This is a genomic window from Saccharothrix sp. NPDC042600 (assembly GCF_040647305.1).
Lineage (GTDB): Bacteria > Actinomycetota > Actinomycetes > Mycobacteriales > Pseudonocardiaceae > Actinosynnema > Actinosynnema mutabilis.
In genome coordinates this window covers 64,291-83,492 of the sequence record NZ_JBEZBW010000002.1, presented here as the reverse complement: position 1 = coordinate 83,492, position 19,202 = coordinate 64,291, and the positions used below count along the sequence as shown (strand labels likewise).

The 19,202-nt window shown below is 71.4% G+C and carries 20 protein-coding genes; 14 read left to right on the top strand and 6 right to left on the bottom strand.

The window, feature by feature from the left end:
* Positions 1-148: 148 nt before the first annotated feature.
* The 4 genes from AB0A74_RS02310 (at position 149) to AB0A74_RS02295 (ending at position 4,044) form a co-directional block, all read left to right on the top strand.
* A complete protein-coding gene (locus tag AB0A74_RS02310) occupies positions 149-2,620 on the top strand; it encodes a sensor histidine kinase (RefSeq protein WP_358247084.1) in 2,472 nt (823 codons plus the stop codon).
* A gap of 44 nt (positions 2,621-2,664) precedes the next feature.
* Positions 2,665-3,099: a roadblock/LC7 domain-containing protein gene (locus AB0A74_RS02305; protein ID WP_343931849.1), complete on the top strand. Its 435-nt coding sequence runs from the start codon at positions 2,665-2,667 to the stop codon at positions 3,097-3,099.
* 62 nt (positions 3,100-3,161) lie between these two features.
* Positions 3,162-3,470: a DUF742 domain-containing protein gene (locus tag AB0A74_RS02300; RefSeq protein WP_246030183.1), complete on the top strand. Its 309-nt coding sequence runs from the start codon at positions 3,162-3,164 to the stop codon at positions 3,468-3,470.
* Positions 3,451-4,044, top strand: coding sequence for an ATP/GTP-binding protein (locus AB0A74_RS02295; protein ID WP_343931850.1), 594 nt, complete (start codon positions 3,451-3,453; stop codon positions 4,042-4,044). The genes AB0A74_RS02300 and AB0A74_RS02295 overlap by 20 nt, the downstream gene beginning before the upstream one ends.
* 269 nt (positions 4,045-4,313) lie before the next feature.
* Here AB0A74_RS02295 and AB0A74_RS02290 read toward each other — a convergent pair whose 3' ends face one another.
* Complete coding sequence (locus AB0A74_RS02290) at positions 4,314-5,618, bottom strand: NAD(P)-binding domain-containing protein (protein ID WP_358247083.1); 1,305 nt, start codon at positions 5,616-5,618, stop codon at positions 4,314-4,316.
* Positions 5,619-5,938: 320 nt separating this feature from the next.
* Here AB0A74_RS02290 and AB0A74_RS02285 point away from each other — a divergent pair, with 320 nt between their 5' ends.
* Positions 5,939-6,928 (top strand): tryptophan dimethylallyltransferase family protein, encoded by a 990-nt coding sequence (locus AB0A74_RS02285; RefSeq protein WP_358247082.1) that lies wholly within the window; start codon positions 5,939-5,941, stop codon positions 6,926-6,928.
* Positions 6,929-6,973: 45 nt separating this feature from the next.
* On the opposite strand, the gene AB0A74_RS02280 is transcribed toward AB0A74_RS02285, so the two are convergent.
* Together AB0A74_RS02280 and eat are read right to left on the bottom strand one after the other, a co-directional pair.
* A complete protein-coding gene (locus tag AB0A74_RS02280) occupies positions 6,974-7,837 on the bottom strand; it encodes a 3-hydroxybutyryl-CoA dehydrogenase (protein WP_358247081.1) in 864 nt (287 codons plus the stop codon).
* A gap of 126 nt (positions 7,838-7,963) precedes the next feature.
* A complete protein-coding gene (gene eat, locus AB0A74_RS02275) occupies positions 7,964-9,376 on the bottom strand; it encodes an ethanolamine permease (protein WP_358247080.1) in 1,413 nt (470 codons plus the stop codon).
* Between the two features lie 156 nt (positions 9,377-9,532).
* On the opposite strand from eat, the gene AB0A74_RS02270 reads away from it, so the two are divergent.
* Genes AB0A74_RS02270 through AB0A74_RS02250 form a run of 5 tightly spaced genes read left to right on the top strand, consistent with a single transcriptional unit; the run spans position 9,533 to position 14,387 of the window.
* Positions 9,533-10,873: a glutamine synthetase family protein gene (locus AB0A74_RS02270; RefSeq protein ID WP_358247079.1), complete on the top strand. Its 1,341-nt coding sequence runs from the start codon at positions 9,533-9,535 to the stop codon at positions 10,871-10,873.
* Positions 10,854-11,549: a gamma-glutamyl-gamma-aminobutyrate hydrolase family protein gene (locus AB0A74_RS02265; protein ID WP_358247078.1), complete on the top strand. Its 696-nt coding sequence runs from the start codon at positions 10,854-10,856 to the stop codon at positions 11,547-11,549. The genes AB0A74_RS02270 and AB0A74_RS02265 overlap by 20 nt, the downstream gene beginning before the upstream one ends.
* Positions 11,546-12,904 (top strand): aldehyde dehydrogenase family protein, encoded by a 1,359-nt coding sequence (locus AB0A74_RS02260; protein WP_358247077.1) that lies wholly within the window; start codon positions 11,546-11,548, stop codon positions 12,902-12,904. The genes AB0A74_RS02265 and AB0A74_RS02260 overlap by 4 nt, the downstream gene beginning before the upstream one ends.
* Positions 12,905-12,918: 14 nt before the next feature.
* Positions 12,919-13,686, top strand: coding sequence for a 3-oxoacyl-ACP reductase (locus AB0A74_RS02255; protein ID WP_358247076.1), 768 nt, complete (start codon positions 12,919-12,921; stop codon positions 13,684-13,686).
* Positions 13,686-14,387, top strand: a complete 702-nt coding sequence (locus tag AB0A74_RS02250) for a GntR family transcriptional regulator (protein WP_358247075.1) — start codon at positions 13,686-13,688, stop codon at positions 14,385-14,387. The genes AB0A74_RS02255 and AB0A74_RS02250 overlap by 1 nt, the downstream gene beginning before the upstream one ends.
* Before the next feature lie 2 nt (positions 14,388-14,389).
* On the opposite strand, the gene AB0A74_RS02245 is transcribed toward AB0A74_RS02250, so the two are convergent.
* Positions 14,390-14,875 (bottom strand): hypothetical protein, encoded by a 486-nt coding sequence (locus AB0A74_RS02245; RefSeq protein ID WP_358247074.1) that lies wholly within the window; start codon positions 14,873-14,875, stop codon positions 14,390-14,392.
* 135 nt (positions 14,876-15,010) lie between these two features.
* Here AB0A74_RS02245 and AB0A74_RS02240 point away from each other — a divergent pair, with 135 nt between their 5' ends.
* Positions 15,011-15,238: a helix-turn-helix domain-containing protein gene (locus AB0A74_RS02240; protein WP_358247073.1), complete on the top strand. Its 228-nt coding sequence runs from the start codon at positions 15,011-15,013 to the stop codon at positions 15,236-15,238.
* A gap of 101 nt (positions 15,239-15,339) precedes the next feature.
* On the opposite strand, the gene AB0A74_RS02235 is transcribed toward AB0A74_RS02240, so the two are convergent.
* The gene (locus AB0A74_RS02235) at positions 15,340-15,723 is read right to left on the bottom strand and encodes a hypothetical protein (protein WP_358247072.1); all 384 of its coding nucleotides are present in this window, start codon (positions 15,721-15,723) and stop codon (positions 15,340-15,342) included.
* A gap of 229 nt (positions 15,724-15,952) precedes the next feature.
* On the opposite strand from AB0A74_RS02235, the gene AB0A74_RS02230 reads away from it, so the two are divergent.
* The 3 genes from AB0A74_RS02230 to AB0A74_RS02220 are packed head-to-tail and all read left to right on the top strand — an operon-like array spanning position 15,953 to position 17,873.
* Complete coding sequence (locus tag AB0A74_RS02230) at positions 15,953-16,927, top strand: aldo/keto reductase (RefSeq protein WP_358247071.1); 975 nt, start codon at positions 15,953-15,955, stop codon at positions 16,925-16,927.
* Between the two features lie 38 nt (positions 16,928-16,965).
* Positions 16,966-17,502 (top strand): DUF4240 domain-containing protein, encoded by a 537-nt coding sequence (locus tag AB0A74_RS02225; RefSeq protein WP_358247070.1) that lies wholly within the window; start codon positions 16,966-16,968, stop codon positions 17,500-17,502.
* Positions 17,499-17,873: a PH domain-containing protein gene (locus tag AB0A74_RS02220; protein WP_121219447.1), complete on the top strand. Its 375-nt coding sequence runs from the start codon at positions 17,499-17,501 to the stop codon at positions 17,871-17,873. The genes AB0A74_RS02225 and AB0A74_RS02220 overlap by 4 nt, the downstream gene beginning before the upstream one ends.
* Positions 17,874-18,223: 350 nt before the next feature.
* On the opposite strand, the gene AB0A74_RS02215 is transcribed toward AB0A74_RS02220, so the two are convergent.
* Entirely contained in the window at positions 18,224-19,189 is a 966-nt protein-coding gene (locus tag AB0A74_RS02215) for an NUDIX domain-containing protein (protein WP_358247069.1), read from the bottom strand.
* Positions 19,190-19,202: the final 13 nt, after the last annotated feature.

The window sequence follows — 19,202 nt, the reverse complement described above, 5'->3', positions numbered from 1 at the left end:
CAGTCGCGTCGCGCGAGTGATCGCTGTCTCTTCGTAATGATGATCTTCAGGTGTTACCGTTCCGTGGCCAACGATCAGGTGACGAGGAGGCAGCGCTCATTGTGCTGCGCCTGACCAGGTGGACGAGTTCACGAGGCTGCGGAGCACTGTGAAGCAGAAGAGCAAGGCGGAGACGAGCCAGAAGACGATCCGCTCGCGGCTCACCGGCGTGGTGGTGGTGCCGAGCGTGGTCCTGCTGGTGATGTGGCTGGCGTTCTCCTCCTACACGGTGTTCGACGGCTTCTACACCCGTGCGGTCGCGGTCAGCGTCAAGGACGCCTCCATCCCGGCGGTCAGCGCGTTCGTCGCCATCCAGAAGGAACGCGAACTGGCGATGAGCGCCCTCGGTCAGCGCTCCCCGGACCTGTCCGACCTGCACGCCCAGCAACGCGTGGTGGACGAGACCACCAAGTCCATGCGGACCGCGTTCGACGCCGCCACCGGCAACGCGCCCGACGAGGTCAAGGTCAAGATCACCGAGCTGTACGCGCTGCTCGGCGAACTGGCCCAGCGCCGCGCGGCGGTCGAGTCGGGCAAGGCCGACAAGAACGAGGTCTACGACTACTACAACCGGGTGGTCGACGCCGGCACCGCGCTGTTCGGCACCCAGGCCCGGGTCGTGCCCGACGCCGTGGCCTCCCAGCAGGGCCTCAACGCCACCGACCTGTTCCGCGCGGCGGACTGGATGGCGCGGGCGTCCTCGATCGCGGTGGGCATGCTCGCCTCCGGCGCGCCCTCCGCCGAGGACCGGCTGGAGTTCGTCACGCTCGTCGGCTCCTACCACGCGCAGTTCAGCACGACCACGCCCTACGCGGCCGACGCCGTGCAGCGCGACTTCCGCGCGGTGACCGAGTCCGAGGACTGGCGCAAGCTGGTCCGCCTGGAGAACGACCTGATCGCCACGCCCGGCGCCAAGGTGACGCTGGAGGAGTGGCAGGCCGTCGCCGAACCGGTGTCGGACAAGCTGGTCGACCTCGCCGTGGACCAGGCCTCGCACGCCTCCGACACCGGCCTGGAGCGCGGCAACACCCGGTTCATCACCGTGCTGATCGGCTCGCTCATCGCCCTGGTCGTGGTGCTCGGCGGCATCGTCTTCGCGGTCCGGATCTCCAACCGCCTGGTCAACCGCGCCCTGATCACCCGCCTGACCTCGCTGAAGAAGGACTCCCTGGCGCTGGCCCACGAGCGGCTGCCCGACATCGTGGACCGGTTGCGCGAGGGCAAGCACGTGGACGTCGAGGCCGAGGTGCCGCCGCTGGACTACGGCACCGACGAGATCGGCCAGGTGGCCGACGCGTTCAACGCCGCCCAGTACACCGCCGTCGCCGCCGCGGTGAAGGAGAGCCAGGCGCGCGAGGGCGTCAACCGGGTCTTCCTCGACATCGCCCACCGCAACCAGGGCCTGGTGCACCGCCAGCTCAAGATCCTGGACCGGCTGGAGCGCGAGGAGGAGAACCCCGAGCAGCTCGACGCGCTGTTCCAGCTCGACCACCTCGCCACGCGCGCCCGCCGCAACGCCGAGAACCTGATCATCCTCGCGGGCGAGCAGCCCGGCCGGCAGTGGCGCAAGCCCGTGCGGTTGCTGGACGTCCTGCGCGCCGCGGTCGCCGAGACCGAGCAGTACGTCCGGGTCAAGGTCAACCCGGTGCCCGACACCGCGCTGGTGGGCGCGGCCGTCGCCGACACCATCCACCTGATCGCCGAGCTGGTGGACAACGCCACCGCGTTCTCCTCGCCCCGCTCGCAGGTGCAGGTGCACGCCAGCGAGGTGCCGCAGGGCGTGGTGGTGGAGATCGAGGACCACGGCCTGGGCATCAACCCCGAGGACCGCGAGCAGCACAACGCGATGCTGGCCGACCCGCCGGAGTTCGACGCGATGCGGCTGCGCGGCGAGTCCCGGCTGGGCCTGTTCGTGGTGGCGCGCCTGGCCGCCCGCCGCGGCATCCACGTCGAGCTGCGCGAGTCGCCCTACGGCGGCACGCTCGCGCTGGTGCTCATCCCGTCCTCGATCGTGGCCGGCCCGTCCACCGCGGGCGACCTGGCCGAGACCGGCCAGCTACCGCGCCGCGCCTACGAGGAGCACCTGGTGCCCGAGGCGGGCGAGGAGGCGGCGCCCGAGGCCAGGTTTCCCGGTACTTCCCGAGAGCTGGAAGGCTTCTGGGCACAAGCCGAGGCCGCGGCCAACAACGATTCCCTTCCAGCGGACGACCGACTCAGCGGAGGACTGAACCTGCCCTCGCACAGCGGAGGACTTGACCTGTCCTCGCACAGCGGATCGCTCGACTTCAACCAGCGCAGCGGGTCCCTCGACCTGCCGCAGCGCGGCGGCGAGCTGGAACTGCCGCAGCGCAAGCGCACCACCACCGCGGACGAGGACACCGGCTCCCGGCCGGAGCTGCCCCGCCGCCGCCGGCAGCAGAACCTCGCCCCGCAGTTGGTGCGCAACGATTTCCACCCTTCGCCCGAACCGCTCGCCGAGGTCGACGTCGAGCAGTCCGCCGAGCGGACCCGCAAGGGCCTGTCGGCGTTCCAGCGGGGCACCCGCGACGCCCGCCGCTCCGACGACGCGCTCGAACCCTGACCACGACCCGCGACCGGACGACTGGAAACCGGAAAGGCAATCCGATGAACGACATGACCAGCCAGCACAACGAACTGAACTGGTTGTTGGAGGACCTGGTCAGCCGCGTGGTGGGCGCCCGGCACGCGGTGGTGCTGTCCGCGGACGGCCTGCTGCTGGGTCGCTCACCGGGACTGTCCAAGGACGACTCCGACCACCTGTCGGCGATGGCCTCGGCGTTCCAGAGCCTGGCGCGCGGCACCGGGCGGCACTTCGGCGGCGGCGCGGTGCGGCAGACCATCGTGGAGATGGAGCACGCCTACCTCTTCGTCACGGCGGCCGGGCACGGCGCGTGCCTGGCGGTGCTGGGCGAAGAGGACTCCGACATGGGCATGATCGCCTACGAGATGAACATGCTCGTCAAGCGCGTCGGCACGTACCTGTCCTCGGCGCCGCGCGGCACCGGTTCGGCCTTGCCCACTGCCCGGCGGTCGTCGTGAAGCCCGGCCGCGGGGACTGGTGGTACGACGAGGCGGCGGGCCCGCTGGTCCGCCCCTACGCGATGGTGCGCGGCCGGACCCGTCCGCTGCGCCCGGAGCTGCACCTGGTGACCCAGGTGCGGGCGATGCCGTCGCCGTCGGACCCGGACGCGCTCTCGGTCGAGCACCTGGAGATCATGGAGCTGTGCCGCCGGCCGCTGTCGGTGGCCGAGGTGGCGGCGTACCTCGACGTGCCGCTGGTGGTGGTCAAGGTGCTGCTCAGCGACCTGATCCAGCGCGGCGACGTCGTGATCAGAGACCCTTCCCGAGTTCCGGTGGTGCCGGACCGGAACCTGTTGCAGGCAGTGCTGGATGGTGTCCGTGGAATCTGAGCGGCCGGGCGGGGAACTGCTGGTCCCCACCCCAGTCAAGATCGTCATCGCCGGCGGTTTCGGCACCGGCAAGACGACCATGGTCAACTCGGTCAGCGAGATACCGCCGCTGCACACCGAGGAGCTGCTCACCGAGGCCGGTGTCGGGGTGGACGACGTGGTGGGGCTGGAGCAGAAGGAGACCACGACGGTCGCCCTCGACTTCGGCCGCATCACGATCAACCCGGAGGTGGTGCTGTACCTGTTCGGCACCCCCGGCCAGAACCGGTTCTGGTTCATGTGGGACGAGCTGGCCTACGGTGCGATCGGCGCGGTGATCCTCGTGGACACGCGACGGCTGGATTCGAGCTTCCCGTCCATCGACTTCTTCGAGCGGCGCGGCATCCCGTTCGTCATCGGCGTCAACTGCTTCGAGGGCTCGCACCTGTACGAGGTGGACGAGGTGCGCCGGGCCCTGGACGTGGACGACGCGATCCCGGTCGTGCTGTGCGACGCCCGCGACCGGGAGTCGAGCAAGTCGGTCCTGGTGAGCCTGATCCAACACACGATGGACCGCCTGGACGCCACGGTCTGACACCCCCCGGCGCGCAGGCCCTCACCCGCGCGCCGGCAGACCACCCATCGCCCACCGAAATTGTCGGTGCCGCATGGGACAATCGAAGCGGGGGCCGGAGGCCGCGCGCCGCGCGGGACGCGCCATGGCCCGCGCCGCGTCAAGCAAGCCATGCCCGCGCCGCGTCAAGCAAGCCATGCCCGCGCCGCGCCCGCCTCGGCCGCGCCTGCCCGTCCGAGCACCGCCCCGGCCCTCCGCGCCCGCTTCCCGCCGTCCCGCGCCCGCCCCGGTCAGCTCCGCCGGGTCGTCAGCACCTTCGACCCGCGCTGTTTGCGCAGCGCCGCCAGGTAAGTGCCGAAGTCCACCTGCATCGAAGCCGCACGGGTCGTCCCGAAGCGGGCCGCCGCGGCGGTCAGGTGTTGTTCCACCTCGCGCCGCATCGCCGACGCGGGCGGCAGCACCGCCACCCCCTCCACCAGGTCCGCGATCCACTCCGCCTGCGCCTCGACCAACCTCGTGATCGCCCCGAACGGCCGGATCAGGCCCGCGAAGTAGAGGTCCGGCCGGGCCAGCGACACAACCCGCTGGTAGAGCGCAATTCGGCCGCCCGGTTCGAACACCCATTCGAATGGCAGGAATGGGAACTCGATGTGGTACCCGGTGCAGTACACGAGGTCGTCGGCCTCCTCGCTGGTGCCGTCCGAGAAGTGCACCACCGGTCCCTCGATGCGGTCCACCGCGGGCTTCACCGCCAGCGTCCCGTGGTTGATCCGGCTGAGCAGTTCGTCCGATATCGTCAAGGCCCCGCCGAAGATGCGGTGGTCCGGCTCGGCCAGCCCGTAGTCCGCCAGCCGGCCGCGCATGAGCCGCAACAGCGTTTCGATGAGACCGCGTTGTTGCGGAAACGTCAGCCGGGCCCACCACGGGGCCGAGGCGATCTCGTCGATGGGCAGGCCCATAATCGTCTTGGGCACCACGTGCACCCCGCGCCGCTGCACCAGAACGGTTTTCGCCGCCACCCTCGACAATTCGACGGAAATGTCCGCCGCCGAATTCCCGAACCCGATCACGACCACCCGTCTGCCCGCGTGGGCCACCGGGTTGGCGTAGTCGAAGGAGTGCAGCCTGCGGCCGGGGAACGTCTCATCCCCCGGGAGTTCGGGCAGCCGCGGGACCCAGTGGTGGCCCGTGGCGACCACCACGTGCCCGAACTGCCGGCGCCGCCGGACCCCGTCGCGGTCACGGCTGGTCACGAGCCAGGTGTCCGCACTGGTGCGGCTCACGTCCTCGACCTCGGTGTGCAGCTCGACCCGGTCGGTCACGCCCTTGTGATCTGCGTAACTCCGCAGGTAGGACGCCACTTGGTCGTGCCGGGGGTAGCGCGGGTAGCTCGCCGGCATGGGGAAGTCGTGGAAGCCGGTGAGCCGGGCGGAGGTGTTGAGGTGCAGCGAGTCGTACGCCGGGCCGCGGCTGCCCGGCCCCTCGTGGCGCCACAGCCCGCCGATGCCGCCCGTTCGTTCCAGAACGGTCACCGGGAGTTCTCTGGCTTGGAGCGTTCCGGCGACCGCGAGACCGGACACGCCGGCGCCGATCACGCAGGTGTGATCTTGAATGGGACGTTCGGCGTATTGACTTGCGAGGAATTCAGCCACAAGTCGCACCACTCTTTCGGCTCATTTCCGTCACACTCCGTGCCCGGTGTCCCGGGTATGTGATCTGCGCCAACCGCCCGATCCTCCGTTGCGTTTCGACCCGTGCACAAGGTAAGCCTTGCGCCCGGAGGTGCCTAGTGTCCAGTTCCCCCGCTGTGGCTCAAACCTCAAACCGTGAGGTCCGGTTCGAGGTCGCTTATGCGACTTTCCGAGAATTCATCAACGAAAAATGGCGTGCGGCGTCGCTCGCCCTGGACCACCCGGTGGGCCCCGCGGCGGCGGCCGAGTTGGATTCCCTGCTCGGCCCCTGGGCCGACCGCCCGATCGGCGCGGATTGCGCCTATCCGTCGTTCGTCTCCCGCGACGGATTCCCCGTCGAATTCTCGGTGAGCTGGCGGCGCGGCCGGCCGGAATTGCGGGTGTTGTTCGAACCCGGCGGTGACGCGCCGACGCCGCGAGCCGCCCAAGAGGCGGGTCGGGCGCTCACCCGAACGCTGGCCGCCCGACCGGGCGTCTCCCTGGAGCGCTACCTCGCCGTGGAGGACCTGTTCGTCGTGGACGAACCCGAGTCGTTCCGGCCGACGGTGTGGCTCTCGATGTCCTACCGCCCCGGCGCGGCGCCCGGCTACAAGGTCTACCTCAACCCGCAGGCGCGGGGCGTGCCGGCGGTGCCGGAGGTGATGTGCGCCGCGATGTCCAGGCTCGGGCTGGCGCGCGCGTGGGACCGGGTGGCCCGCTCCTACGACGCGCTGGCCGAAGCGGGGCACCAGTTGGAGTTCTTCGCCCTCGACCTCGCCGACAGCCCGCTGGCGCGGGTGAAGGTCTACTTCCGCCACGTCGGGCTGGTCGACCTGGACGAGGTGGCGTCGCTGGCGCGGCGGCACGACCCCGGCGTGCTCGAACCGGCCTACCGGGACGTCTACGGCTCGCCCGCGCTGCCCGACAACGAGCCGATGACGTGCCTGGCGTTCCGGTCGGGTGTGGACGTGCCCGACGAGGCGAACGTCTACCTGCGACTGCCCGGCGCGGCGCGCGACGAGCGGGAGGCGGCCGACCGGGTCGCGGCCGTGCTGCGGCGCTACGGGGTGGACCCCGGGCGGCACCGGGCGGTGGCGGCGGCGCTGGCGCGACCGGGCACGGCTCCCGGCCGGCACGAGCTGCTCAGCGTGCGCGCGACCGGGTCGCGGCCGGACCTCGGCGTGTACTTCCGGTTCGACGTGTACGGCCGGCCCGTCCCCGGCCTGCACGCCTGACGCGCACGCGGGTCTCCCGGGGAGGGGAGACCCGCGCCGCGGGTGTCAGCGGGAGTAGTTGTGGAACCCGCGCCCGCTCTTCTTGCCCAGCAGCCCCGCGTCGACCATGCGCAGCAGCAGCGGCGGCGGCGAGTAGAGGGGCTCCTTGAACTCCTCGTACATCGACTCGGCGATCGCCTTGGTGGTGTCCAGGCCGATCAGGTCGGCCAGGCGCAGCGGACCCATCGGGTGCGCGCAGCCCAGCACCATGCCGTTGTCGATGTCCTCGGCGGAGGCGAAGCCGGACTCCAGCATCCGGATCGAGGACAGCAGGTACGGGATGAGCAGGGCGTTCACCACGAACCCGGCGCGGTCCTGGGAGAGGATGACCTCCTTGTGCAGGACCTGCGTGACGAAGGCCTCGGCCCGCTCGCGGGTCTGCTCGCCGGTCAGCAGCGAGGGGACCAGCTCGACCAGCTTGAGCACCGGCACCGGGTTGAAGAAGTGCACGCCGATGACCTGCTCGGGGCGGCTGGTGGCCATGCCCAGCTTCATGATCGGGATCGAGGACGTGTTCGAGGCGAAGATCGCCCGGCGGTCCTCGACGACCTTGTCCAGCGTGGCGAAGACCTCGGTCTTGACCTGCTCGTTCTCCGCGACGGCCTCGACGACCAGGTTCCGGTCGGCGAAGTCGGCGAGGTCGGTGGTGAACCGCAGCCGCTCCAGCGCGGCGTCCCGGTCCTCCGCGCTCAGCTTGCCGCTGCGCACACCCTTGCCGAGCGAGGAGGCGATCCGCCCCCGCGCGGCCTCGGTGGCGTCGTGGCTGACCTCGGAGACCAGCACGTCGAGGCCGGCGCGCGCGCAGACCTCGGCGATGCCGGACCCCATGAGCCCGCCACCCACCACTCCAACTCGTTGAATGTCACTCACGCCCTGGATACTGCCAGGAGGGGTCGGGCGCGCACATCTCCAGTAGGAGGGCGACCGGCCAGTAGGTTCATCGGCCGGTCGCCGCGCGGACCGAAGGATCTTCCGCCACTCGTGCTGGTCCGTAGGTCAGCCCAGCTCCTTCTCCGCCTGCGCGATGGCCGCGAACTCCTCCTCCGGCGCGGCGGCGACCAGGTGGTGGCGGCTGTAGAACCAGAAGTAGGCCAGGGCGACCACGACGATGCCCGCGGTGATGCCGGCGGCCAGCTCGTCCACGAAGAACGTCGCCACCACCGCCGCGACCGCCAGCACCAGCGCCACGCCCGTGGTCACGATGCCGCCCGGCGTGCGGTACGGGCGCTCCAGGTTCGGCTCGCGCACCCGCAACACGATGTGCGACAACATCATCAGCACGTACGACAGCGCCGCGCCGAACACCGCGATGTTGATGAGCAACGCGCCGTTGCGGGTCACCGACGCCAGGACGAACCCGATCGCGCCGGGCACGATCAAGGCCAGGTACGGCGTCTTGCGCTTGCCCGTCCGGGACAGCCAACGCGGCAGGTACCCGGCGCGGGACAGCGCGAACAACTGCCGCGAGTAGGCGAAGATGATCGAGAAGAAGCTGGCGACCAGGCCGGCCAGACCCACGTAGTTCACGACCTGGGCGAGCGGGTTGTCCCCGCCGTACGCGGCCCGCACCGCGTCGGGCAACGGGTTGTTGGACGCCTTCAACGCCTCCGACCCCGCCCCGCCGGGCGCGAACACCAGGATGGCCCCGGCGAACAGCAGCAGCACCAGCATCGCGCCGATGATGCCGCGCGGCATGTCCCGCTTCGGGTCGCGCGCCTCCTCGGCGGCCAGCGGCACGCCCTCCACGGCCAGGAAGAACCAGATCGCGAACACCAGCGCGCCCAACGCGCCGGTCACCCCGAACGGCAGGAACGAGCCGCCGCCGACGTCGAACAGCTTGTCCGCGTCGAACTTGGGGATCATGCCGATCACGAACGCCAGCAGCGCCACCACGGCGACGCCGGTGATCACGAACATCAGCCGCAGCGCCTCGCCCACGCCGTACAGGTGCACGCCGATGAAGATCAGGAAGCACACGAGGTACACCGGCCACGAGTTGGTCAGGCCGAACAGGCCCAGCGTCTCGACGTACCCGCCGATGAACACGGCGATGGCGGCGGGCGCGATGGCGTACTCGATGAGGATGGCGATACCGGTGGCGAAGCCGCCCAGCGGGCCGAGCGCGCGGCGGGCGAAACCGTAGCCGGCGCCGGCCACGGGGAGCGCCGCGGCGAGTTCGGCCAGTCCGAACACCATGCACGTGTACATGGCGCCCATCAGGACCGTGGCGATGAGCAGGCCGCCCCACCCGCCTTCGGCGATGCCGAAGTTCCAACCGGCGAAGTCGCCGGAGATCACGTACGAGACACCGAGTCCGGCCAGCAGGACCCAGCCCGCCGCGCCGCGTTTGAGCTGTCGGTGCTCCAGGTACTCGTCGCCCACCTTCTCGTACTCGACGTGCTTCGCCATCTGCGCTCCCTAATGGGTTAGTTGCGCTCCTTTGAAGGTGGTTGAGGGTGGCGCGTGGCCTGCGGTCATGTCAATGGGGGACTAGTGTCCTGAGCTGGTTGATGCCAGGATGGGGCGTCCAATGGCTCGCTGTCATACCTTTGGAGGTACGCCGGGATGCTCACCGTCGAGGAGTTGCGCGGGCTCGTGGACACCGGTGAGATCGACACCGTCCTGGTGGCGATCGTGGACATGCAGGGCCGGCTGCAGGGCAAGCGCTGCGCCGCGCGCTACTTCCTGGACGAGGTCCTGGCGCACGCCGCCGAGGGCTGCAACTACCTGCTCGCGGTGGACGTCGACATGAACACCGTCGCCGGCTACTCGATGTCGTCCTGGGACCGCGGCTACGGCGACTTCGTGATGAAGCCCGATCTGTCCACGCTGCGCCGCGTGCCGTGGCACGAGGGCACCGCGATGGTGCTGTGCGACGTCGAGTGGGAGAACGGCGACCCCGTCGTCGCCTCGCCCCGGCAGGTCCTGCGCCGCCAGCTCGACCGGCTGGCCGAACGCGGCTTGCAGGCCTTCGTGGGCACCGAGTTGGAGTTCATCGTCTTCGACGACACCTACGAGGACGCCTGGAAGCGTGGCTACCGCGACCTGACGCCGTCGAACCAGTACAACGTCGACTACTCCCTGCTGGGCACCGCCCGCATCGAGCCGCTGCTGCGCGCCATCCGCAACCACATGGCGGGCGCCGGCCTGGAGGTCGAGTCGGCCAAGGGCGAGTGCAACCCCGGTCAGCACGAGATCGCGTTCCGCTACAAGGAAGCGCTGGCCACGTGCGACAACCACAGCGTCTACAAGACCGGCGCCAAGGAGATCGCGGCCCAGCACGGCAAGTCGTTGACCTTCATGGCGAAGTACAACGAGCGCGAGGGCAACTCCTGCCACATCCACCTGAGCCTGCGCGCCACCGACGGCACACCGGTGTTCGCCGAGGGGCACGGGATGTCGGCGCTGATGAAGTCGTTCCTGGCCGGGCAGCTTGCCGGGTTGCGCGAGCTGACCTACTTCCTCGCGCCCAACGTCAACTCCTACAAGCGGTTCGTGCCGGGTAGCTTCGCGCCGACGGCGGTGGCGTGGGGCCGGGACAACCGGACGTGCGCGCTGCGCGTGGTCGGGCACGGGCAGTCGCTGCGGTTCGAGAACCGCGTGCCCGGCGGGGACGTCAACCCGTACCTGGCGGTGGCCGCGCTGATCGCGGCCGGGCTGCACGGCGTGGAGAACGAGCTCCAGTTGGAGGACGCGTTCGAGGGCAACGCCTACGGCTCGGACCGGGCGACCGTGCCGACGACCCTGCGCGACGCGGCGTCTCTCCTGGCGCAGAGCGGCATCGCGCGGGAGGCGTTCGGCAAGGACGTCGTGGACCACTACCTCAACGCGGCCCGGGTGGAGCTGGCCGCCTACGACTCGACCGTCACCGACTGGGAGCGCATCCGTGGCTTCGAACGGCTCTAGGCCGCTCATCGGGATCAGCACGTACCTGGAACGGACGCGGTTCGGCGTGTGGGACGTGGACGCGGCCGTGCTGCACCGGGACTACCTCGACTCCGTGGTGCGGGCGGGCGGTCAGCCGGTGCTGCTGCCGCCGGTGGGGCAGTGGTCGGACCTGTCGTTCCTGGAAGGTCTCGTGGTCGCCGGCGGCGCGGACGTCGATCCCGCCCGCTACGGCGCGGCCCGCGACCCCCGCACCGGCCCGGCGGCCGTCGAGCGGGACGCTTCGGAGTTCGCGCTGGTGGCCTCGGCCCTCGCGGCGGACCTGCCGTTGCTGGCGGTGTGCCGGGGGATGCAGGTCCTCAACGTGGTGCTGGGCGGCACGCTGGTCCAGCACGTCGAAGGGCACAACGTGACGCCGGCGGTGTTCGAGAAGGTCGACGTGGCGGTGTCGCCGGGCAGCCGGCTTTCCGGGGTCGTCGGGCCGGCGGTGTCGGTGCTGTGCCACCACCACCAGGCGGTGGACGTGCTCGGGGAAGGGCTGTCCGTGGTGGGCCGCGCCCCGGACGGGGTCGTGGAAGCGGTCGAACTGCCGGACCGGCGGTTCGTGGTGGGTGTCCAGTCGCACCCGGAGGCCGGCCGGGAGGACCGGGTCTTCGGGGCGTTCGTCGAGGCGGCGAGGAAGGGTGGGGGCGAGTGACTGCCTTCGAGGTCATCAACCCGGCGACGGCGGAGGTCGTGCGGTCGGTCGAGCTGGCGTCGGTCGAGGAGGCCGACGCGGCGATCGAGCGCGCGCGGGCCGCGTTCCCGGCGTGGAAGGCGGTCGCGCCGGGTGACCGGGCGAGGCTGCTGCGCCGGTTCGCCGACAAGGTGGACGGCGCGATCGAGGAGCTGGCCGCGCTGGAGGTGCTCAACGCCGGGCACACCATCGGCAACGCCCGTTGGGAGGCCGGGAACGTCCGCGACGTCCTGCACTACTACGCCGCCGCGCCGGAACGGCTGTTCGGGCGGCAGATCCCGGTGGCGGGCGGCTGGGACGTGACGTTCCAGGAGCCGCTCGGCGTGGTGGGCGTGATCGTGCCGTGGAACTTCCCGATGCCCATCGCGGGCTGGGGCTTCGCGCCGGCGCTGGCGGCCGGGAACACCGTGGTGCTCAAGCCCGCCGAACTGACGCCGTTGACGGCTCTGCGGCTGGCGGAGCTGGCGTTGGAGGCGGGCCTCCCGGAGGGTGTCCTCCAGGTGGTCCCGGGAGCCGGACCCGTTGTGGGGCAACGGTTCGTGACGCACCCGGCGGTGCGCAAGGTGGTGTTCACCGGGTCCACGCGGGTGGGCAAGCAGATCATGGCGGGCTGCGCCGAGCAGGTGAAGCGGGTGACGCTGGAGCTGGGCGGCAAGTCGGCCAACATCGTCTTCGCCGACGCCGACCTGGAGCAGGCCGCCGCGACCGCGCCCTACGGCGTGTTCGACAACGCCGGGCAGGACTGCTGCGCCCGGTCGCGCATCCTGGTGCAGGCCTCGGTGTACGACCGGTTCATGGAACTGCTGGAACCCGCGGTCAAGGGTGTCGTCGTGGGCGACCCGGGCGACGAGAAGACCGAGATGGGCCCGCTGATCTCGGCCACGCAGCTCGACCGGGTGTCGGCCTACGTGCCCGACGACGCGCCGGTCGCGTTCCGGGGTTCGGCACCGGACGGACCCGGGTTCTGGTTCCCCCCAACGGTCCTCGCGCCCGTGTCCCCGCGCGACCCGGCGGCGGTGGAGGAGATCTTCGGGCCCGTGGTGGCGGTGATCCCGTTCGCCGAGGAGGAGGACGCCGTCCGCCTGGCCAACGACAGCGAGTACGGGCTGTCCGGCTCGATCTGGACGCGGGACGTGGGCCGGGCGCTGCGCGTGTCGCGGGCGGTGGAAGCCGGCAACCTGTCGGTCAACTCGCACTCCTCGGTGCGCTACTGGACGCCGTTCGGCGGGTTCAAGCAGTCCGGCCTGGGGCGGGAGCTCGGACCCGACGCGCTCGAACCGTTCACCGAGACCAAGAACGTCTTCATCGCTCATTGATGATTGGGAGAGACATGGCACAGCGACTGGAAGGCCGGGTGGCCGTCGTCACCGGCGGCGGCAGCGGGATCGGCCTGGCCTCGGCGCGCAGGCTCGCGAGCGAGGGCGCGCGGGTGGTCGTCGCGGACCTCGACGCGGGCACCGGCAAGGCCGCCGCCGACGAGGTGGACGGCCTGTTCGTGCAGGTGGACGTGACCGACGAGGAGCAGGTGTCGGCGCTCTACCGGACCACCGCGGACACCTACGGGTCGGTGGACATCGCGTTCAACAACGCGGGCATCTCGCCGCCGGACGACGACTCGATCCTCACCACGGGCATCGAGGCGTGGGACCGGGTGCAGAAGGTCAACCTCACGTCGGTCTACCTGTGCTGCAAGTACGCCATCCCGCACATGCTGGAGAAGGGCAAGGGTTCCGTGATCAACACGGCGTCCTTCGTGGCGACGATGGGCGCGGCCACGTCCCAGATCTCCTACACCGCCTCCAAGGGCGGCGTGCTGGCGATGAGCCGGGAGCTGGGCGTGCAGTTCGCGCGGCAGGGGGTGCGGGTCAACGCCCTGTCGCCCGGACCGGTCAACACGCCGCTGCTGCGGGAGCTGTTCGCGAAGGACCCCGAGCGGGCGGCGCGGCGGCTGGTGCACGTGCCGCTGGGGCGGTTCGCCGAGCCGGAGGAGATCGCGGCGGCGGTGGCGTTCCTGGCCAGCGACGACTCGTCGTTCATCACCGCGTCGAACTTCCTGGTGGACGGCGGGATCGCGGGCGCCTACGTTACCCCGCTGTGATGATGCCCTTGCAGGACGCGTTGTTCCGCCCGGTCCGGGCGGGCAACGCGTTCGAGGAGACCGTCGAGCGGCTCATGCAGGCGATCCGGCTGGGCGTCGTCCCGCCGGGGGAGCGGCTGCCCGCGGAACGGGAGCTGGCGACCCGGCTCGGGGTGAGCCGGGTGACGCTGCGCGAGGCGATCCGGTCGTTGCAGGACGCCGGGTACGTCGAGTCGCGGCGCGGCCGGTACGGCGGGACGTTCGTGAACACCACCCTGCCGGCGGCCTCCCCGGGCCGTCCCATCGCGACGCCCGAGCTGCTCGACGCCCTGACCCTGCGCACGGTCCTGGAGACCGGCGCCGTCGAGTGCGCCGCGTCCCGTTCCCTGGGTCCCGCGGAACGCCGCAACCTGGGCGCCCGCCTGACCGAGTGCTCGTGCGCGTCGCTGGACGAGTACCGCCGCAAGGACTCGCGCCTGCACCTGGCGATCGCGGAGTCCACGGGCTCGGCGTCGCTCACCGCGGCGATCGCCGACGTCCGGATGCGGGTGAACGAGCTGCTGGACCGCATCCCGCTGCTGCCGCCGAACCTGGCGCACTCGAACGACCAGCACGAGCTGATCGTGACGCGCATCCTGGAAGGCGACCCGGAAGCCGCGCGGCGGGCGATGGCCGAACACCTGGACGGCACGGCCTCCCTGCTGCGCGGCTTCCTGAGCTGACGTCACCGCTCCCGGGCCGGCCCCCGATCGTCCATCCGAGAATGCCCGGGCCGCTCGAACGCCCCACCACGCCGGTCGTGCCCGCGGTCGTGGTCGACCATGGACACGATCCCGCCGCCGAGGACGAGGCCGAGCAGCCCGACGGCGACCAGTTGGGTGGCCCGGTGCCGGGCGAACCTGCCGACGGCCGAGCTTCGGCCGGGCGGCGGGAATCCGGTGTGACCGGGCGGCGGCGGGTTGTGGGACGGCGGAATCCCGCCTCCGGGCCCGGCCGGCGGCTCGGCCCCCGCCGCCTCCGCCCAGGCTGCGTGCGTGCCGGCCTCGGTGGCGGGCGTGTGCGGCCCCGGGTCGGCGGCCTGCGGCCCGCGCGCCGGCCCGGTTCCGGCGGTATGCGCGGTTCCGGCGGTGTGCGTGGAGTCCTCGGCGGGTGGCGTGGGCAAGGGGCGCGTGCCGGCGTCCGGCGTGTCCTCGGGGCGTGGGTCTGGCATGGCTCGGCTCCTGTGCTCAAGGGTCTGCCCCACCAGCGTGCGTCCCCCACCTGAGCGGACCCTGATCGCCGGCTGTGAACAACCTGTCGTCAGCATGTGTTGACGCTCCGCCCATCGTCAGCATATGTTGACGACATGTCCACCATCGCCGATCTCGGCCAGGCCGCGCAGGGCACCGACCCGGACGCCGGGTTGCGCGCCGTCGCCCGCCTGCGGGTCCTGGTCGAGCAACTGGAGGCCGCGCACGTCGCCGCCGCCCGCCGCGCCGGCTGGTCCTGGCGCGACATCGCCACCCGCCTCGGCGTCACCAAGCAGACCGTGCACCGCAAACACGGACGGAGCGAGCCCGATGTTCCGCGCTGACCCCGAACTCGGCCGCGTCGTCGACCGCGCCCTCCGGATCGCCCGCGACCTCGGCCACCCCCGCGCCGGCAGCGAACACCTCCTGCTGGCCCTCACCGGTTTCACCGGCCACGAAGACGCGAGCCCGCGAAGCCGTCCGACGAGCCGCGCCCCGAGGAGCCGGCGCGGCGGCGGACCGCGCGGCCCTCGCCACGCTCGGCATCGACTTCGACCAGCTCACGGCCGGCATCAGCCTGGACCACCCACCCGCCGGGGAACCCCTGTTCCCGCTGGGCGGAGCCGGAGCCCGGCGGCGCTGCGCCCGGCTCGACCCACCCCTCGGCCTCGACGCCCAAGCCGCCTACGAAGCCTCCCTCCGCTTCGCCCTGGCCCGCCGCGAGCGCCGACACCGCCCGGAACACCTGGCCCTGGTCCTGGTCGCCCTCGACCCGGGAGTGGCCTGGGTCCTCGACACCGCCGGGGTCGATCGCCTCGCACTGGCCCACCGCCTGGCCCGGGCCTTCCCGCCCCCACGCCGCAACCCGTTGCTACGCCTGGAAAGACGCCTGGGCAGCGCCATCCGCCACCGCGACCTGGTGGCCCGCTACCAACGCACCACGGGCCGCGCGCCAACTTCCTCGATAGCCGCCTTCATCACCAACCAGCACGCTTGACCTTGAGCGCGCTCCAGTTCGTAGCGTCCTGTGTGGAAGGTCCACGACACAGGAGGCAGACATGATCCCCACCCGACACCTGGGCGACCTCGCCGTTTCCGCGCAAGGCCTGGGCTGCATGGGCATGAGCCACGGCTACGGGACTTCCGACGACGCCCAGTCGATCGCGACCCTGCACCGCGCCCTGGACCTCGGCGTCACGCTGCTCGACACCGCCGACTTCTACGGCTCCGGGCACAACGAGGAGCTGATCGGGCGGGCGATCGCCGGGCGACGCGACCAGGTCGTGATCGCCACGAAGTTCGGGTTCGCCAACCGCCTGGGCGAACCGACCGTGATCCGCGGCGACGCGTTCCACGTGCGCAAGGCGTGCGAGGACTCGTTGCGGCGGCTCGGGGTGGACCACATCGACCTGTACTACCTGCACCGCGTCGACCCGTCGGTGCCGGTCGAGGAGACCGTCGAGGCGATGTCCGAGCTGGTCAGGCTGGGCAAGGTGCGGCACCTGGGGTTGTCGGAGGCGAGCGCGGCCACGATCCGGCGCGCGCACGCCGTCCACCCGATCTCGGCGTTGCAGAGCGAGTGGTCGCTGTGGACCAGGGACATCGAGGACACGGTCGTGCCGGTGTGCCGCGAGCTGGGCATCGGCCTGGTGCCGTTCTCGCCGCTGGGACGGGGTTTCCTGACCGGGCGGTACCGGTCGGTGGAGGCCTTGGCGGACAACGACGTCCGGCGGTCGCAGCCACGCTTCTCGGAGGGCAACCTGGAACACAACCTCGCCGTCGTGGCTGTCGTCGAGGAGTTGGCCGCGGCGAAGGGCGTCACCGCGGGACAGCTCGCGCTGGCCTGGGTCCAGCACCGCGGGCCGGACGTCGTGCCGATCCCCGGAACGCGTCGCCGGCGCAACCTGGAGGAGAACCTGGCCGCACTGGACGTGGTCCTGTCCGAGGACGACCTCAAGGCGCTGGACGGGGTCCGCGACCAGGTCGCCGGCGAGCGCTACGACCGGACGAGCCTGCGCTTCGTCGACCGCTGAGCGCGGAATTGTCGTACCCCCTCGGTACCGTCCCCGACATGATCACCGCTGAGGAAGAGGCCCGGTTCTGGGCCCTGTTGGAACAGGCGTGGGCCGGCGCGGGCGCCGAGGCCGCGCGGGCCCGTCGCGCGCTGGTCCGGCGCGACCCGGAGGAGGACGACGGCTTCGACCAGGCCGCCGTGCTGGAGGAGCAGGTCGAGGGCGTGCTCGACCGGCTGACCGAGCTGTGCGCCGACATGACGAGCGGGGAATTGACCGCGCTCGACCGCGTGGGCGAGCGGAAGTTGTACGACATCGACCGGGAGGACGTCCACGAGCACACAGACGGGTCCGACGACGGGTTCCTCTACGCGCGCGGTTTCATCGTGGTGCTCGGGCGGGAGTTCTACGAGGCGGTCGCGCGCGACCCCCGGTTGGCGGTGGACGACGCCTCGGCCGAGGACTTCTGCTACTTCTTCGCCCATCTGCACGAAGAGCGGTTCGGGGAATTCCCGGAGACGGGGTCGGGGATCTCCCGGGAATCCGGCGCGAACCAGGCCGGGTGGGCCGGGGCGGGGGTACCGTCGGAGGTGTGATCGACTTCGAGAAGGCGTCCGTGTTCAAGCTCGCCCCGTGCAAGCCGGAGGACATCGCGGGCCAGGTGTCCCCGATCCTGATCCAGGGCGAGCAGATCGTGTCGTGCTTCAAGACGGTGCGCGACTTCGTGGTGTTCACCAACAAGCGCGTGATCGCGGTGAACGTGCAGGGGATGACGGGCCGGAAGAAGGACTTCACGTCCCTGCCGTACAGCCGCGTGCAGGCGTTCTCGATCGAGACGGCGGGCACCTTCGACATGGACGCCGAACTCGACCTGTGGTTCTCCGGCCTGGGCAAGGTCCGACTGGAGTTCCGCGGGCACGCCGACGTGCGCCTGCTGGGCCAGATGATCGCCACTTTCGTCCTCTGACCCTCCCGCCCACCGCCGCCCCCGACACGTCACCCGATCGTGCGACATGTCGATCTCGGCACCAAACACCGACTCGCGCGTCCCGTGAACAAGGAGCGCGGGACGGGGGAGCCCACGGGCCCGGGACAACCGAGCCGACCAAGCCAGCCACGAACGACTAGCCCGGCAGCCACGCAGGCGAACCCGCCCCCGGCCGGCAGCTCTGACCGGCGGCAGCTCTGACCGGCGGCGGCCCTGATCGGCGGCGGCCCTGATCGGCGGCGGCCCTGATCGGCGGCGGCCCTGATCGGCGGCGGCCCTGATCGGCGGCGCTGGGTGCGGTTGCGGCCGCTGCTCAGCACCCCCGATGCTCAGCGGATCGAGCGGGTGGTGCCGTCCCAGCCGTCCAGGGCATCGGGCAGGACCTCGGCGAGCTGCACCGGGTACACCGTGTCCCCGCTCTCGCGCAGCTCGTCCACCGACCACCACCGGTGCCGGCGGATGGTCCGCTGCTCCAGCTCCTGGAACCGCGAGGTGTCGATCTCCACGCCGTCCACGCGGTGCACGAAGAACCACTCCTCCGACGCGAAGCTCAACCCGTCGAACGTGAACGCGACGTGCCGCTTCCACACCGGCCCGACCAGCGCGTCCGGTGCCACCACCAGCCCGGTCTCCTCGTGGGCCTCGCGCACGGCCGCGTCCCGCAGCTCCTCGCCCGCCTCGACGCCGCCCCCCACGGTGAACCAGAACAGCTCGTCGGGCCGCGCCGGGTCGAAGCCCTCGAACAGCAGCACCCGGCCCTCGCGGTCGGCCAGCACGACCCGGGCCGACACGCGCGGCGTCGGGGCGTCGGTGTCCGGTTCGGCGATCTCGAAGTACGACGGCGTCGGCGCGGTGCCGGCCAGCCGCAGCCAGCGCACCAACCGCCACCGCCGCAGCGCCAACGTGTCGCGCACGGCGTCGTTGTGCACGCGCCGCGCCAGCACGACCCGCTGCTCGGCGTCGGCCAGCTCCGCCGCCAACGCGGGCGCCAGCACGGACCGGTCCAGCCCGTCGAGCAGGGCGCTCAGCTCGTTCTCGGCCGTCTCGCGGTCGGCGCGCCCGGCCCGTTCGGCCCGGTCCGCCGCCGCGCGCAGCTCGGGCGCCCCGCACACCGCCGCGACCGCCCGCGTCACCACCGACCGCCGCGCCAGGGCCGCGTCCAACGCCGCCCACGCCGCGTCGGTCCGCACGTGCAGCCGGTCCAGCCGGTTCGCCGTGCCCAGCACCCACGGCCCGACCAGGACCACGACCCCCAGCAGCACCAGGAACGTCAGCGCCACACCGGAACTGGTCACGCCTCACCCACCC

What these genes read in the sequence shown, in the direction of transcription:
- AB0A74_RS02305 (WP_343931849.1), top strand. Translation starts at nt 2,665, where the DNA reads ATGAACGACATGACCAGCCAGCACAACGAACTGAACTGGTTGTTGGAG.
- AB0A74_RS02300 (WP_246030183.1), top strand. Translation starts at nt 3,162, where the DNA reads ATGGTGCGCGGCCGGACCCGTCCGCTGCGCCCGGAGCTGCACCTGGTG.
- AB0A74_RS02295 (WP_343931850.1), top strand. Translation starts at nt 3,451, where the DNA reads ATGGTGTCCGTGGAATCTGAGCGGCCGGGCGGGGAACTGCTGGTCCCC.
- eat (WP_358247080.1), bottom strand. Translation starts at nt 9,376, where the DNA reads ATGGCGAAGCACGTCGAGTACGAGAAGGTGGGCGACGAGTACCTGGAG.
- AB0A74_RS02270 (WP_358247079.1), top strand. Translation starts at nt 9,533, where the DNA reads ATGCTCACCGTCGAGGAGTTGCGCGGGCTCGTGGACACCGGTGAGATC.
- AB0A74_RS02255 (WP_358247076.1), top strand. Translation starts at nt 12,919, where the DNA reads ATGGCACAGCGACTGGAAGGCCGGGTGGCCGTCGTCACCGGCGGCGGC.
- AB0A74_RS02250 (WP_358247075.1), top strand. Translation starts at nt 13,686, where the DNA reads ATGATGCCCTTGCAGGACGCGTTGTTCCGCCCGGTCCGGGCGGGCAAC.
- AB0A74_RS02245 (WP_358247074.1), bottom strand. Translation starts at nt 14,875, where the DNA reads ATGCCAGACCCACGCCCCGAGGACACGCCGGACGCCGGCACGCGCCCC.
- AB0A74_RS02240 (WP_358247073.1), top strand. Translation starts at nt 15,011, where the DNA reads ATGTCCACCATCGCCGATCTCGGCCAGGCCGCGCAGGGCACCGACCCG.
- AB0A74_RS02230 (WP_358247071.1), top strand. Translation starts at nt 15,953, where the DNA reads ATGATCCCCACCCGACACCTGGGCGACCTCGCCGTTTCCGCGCAAGGC.
- AB0A74_RS02225 (WP_358247070.1), top strand. Translation starts at nt 16,966, where the DNA reads ATGATCACCGCTGAGGAAGAGGCCCGGTTCTGGGCCCTGTTGGAACAG.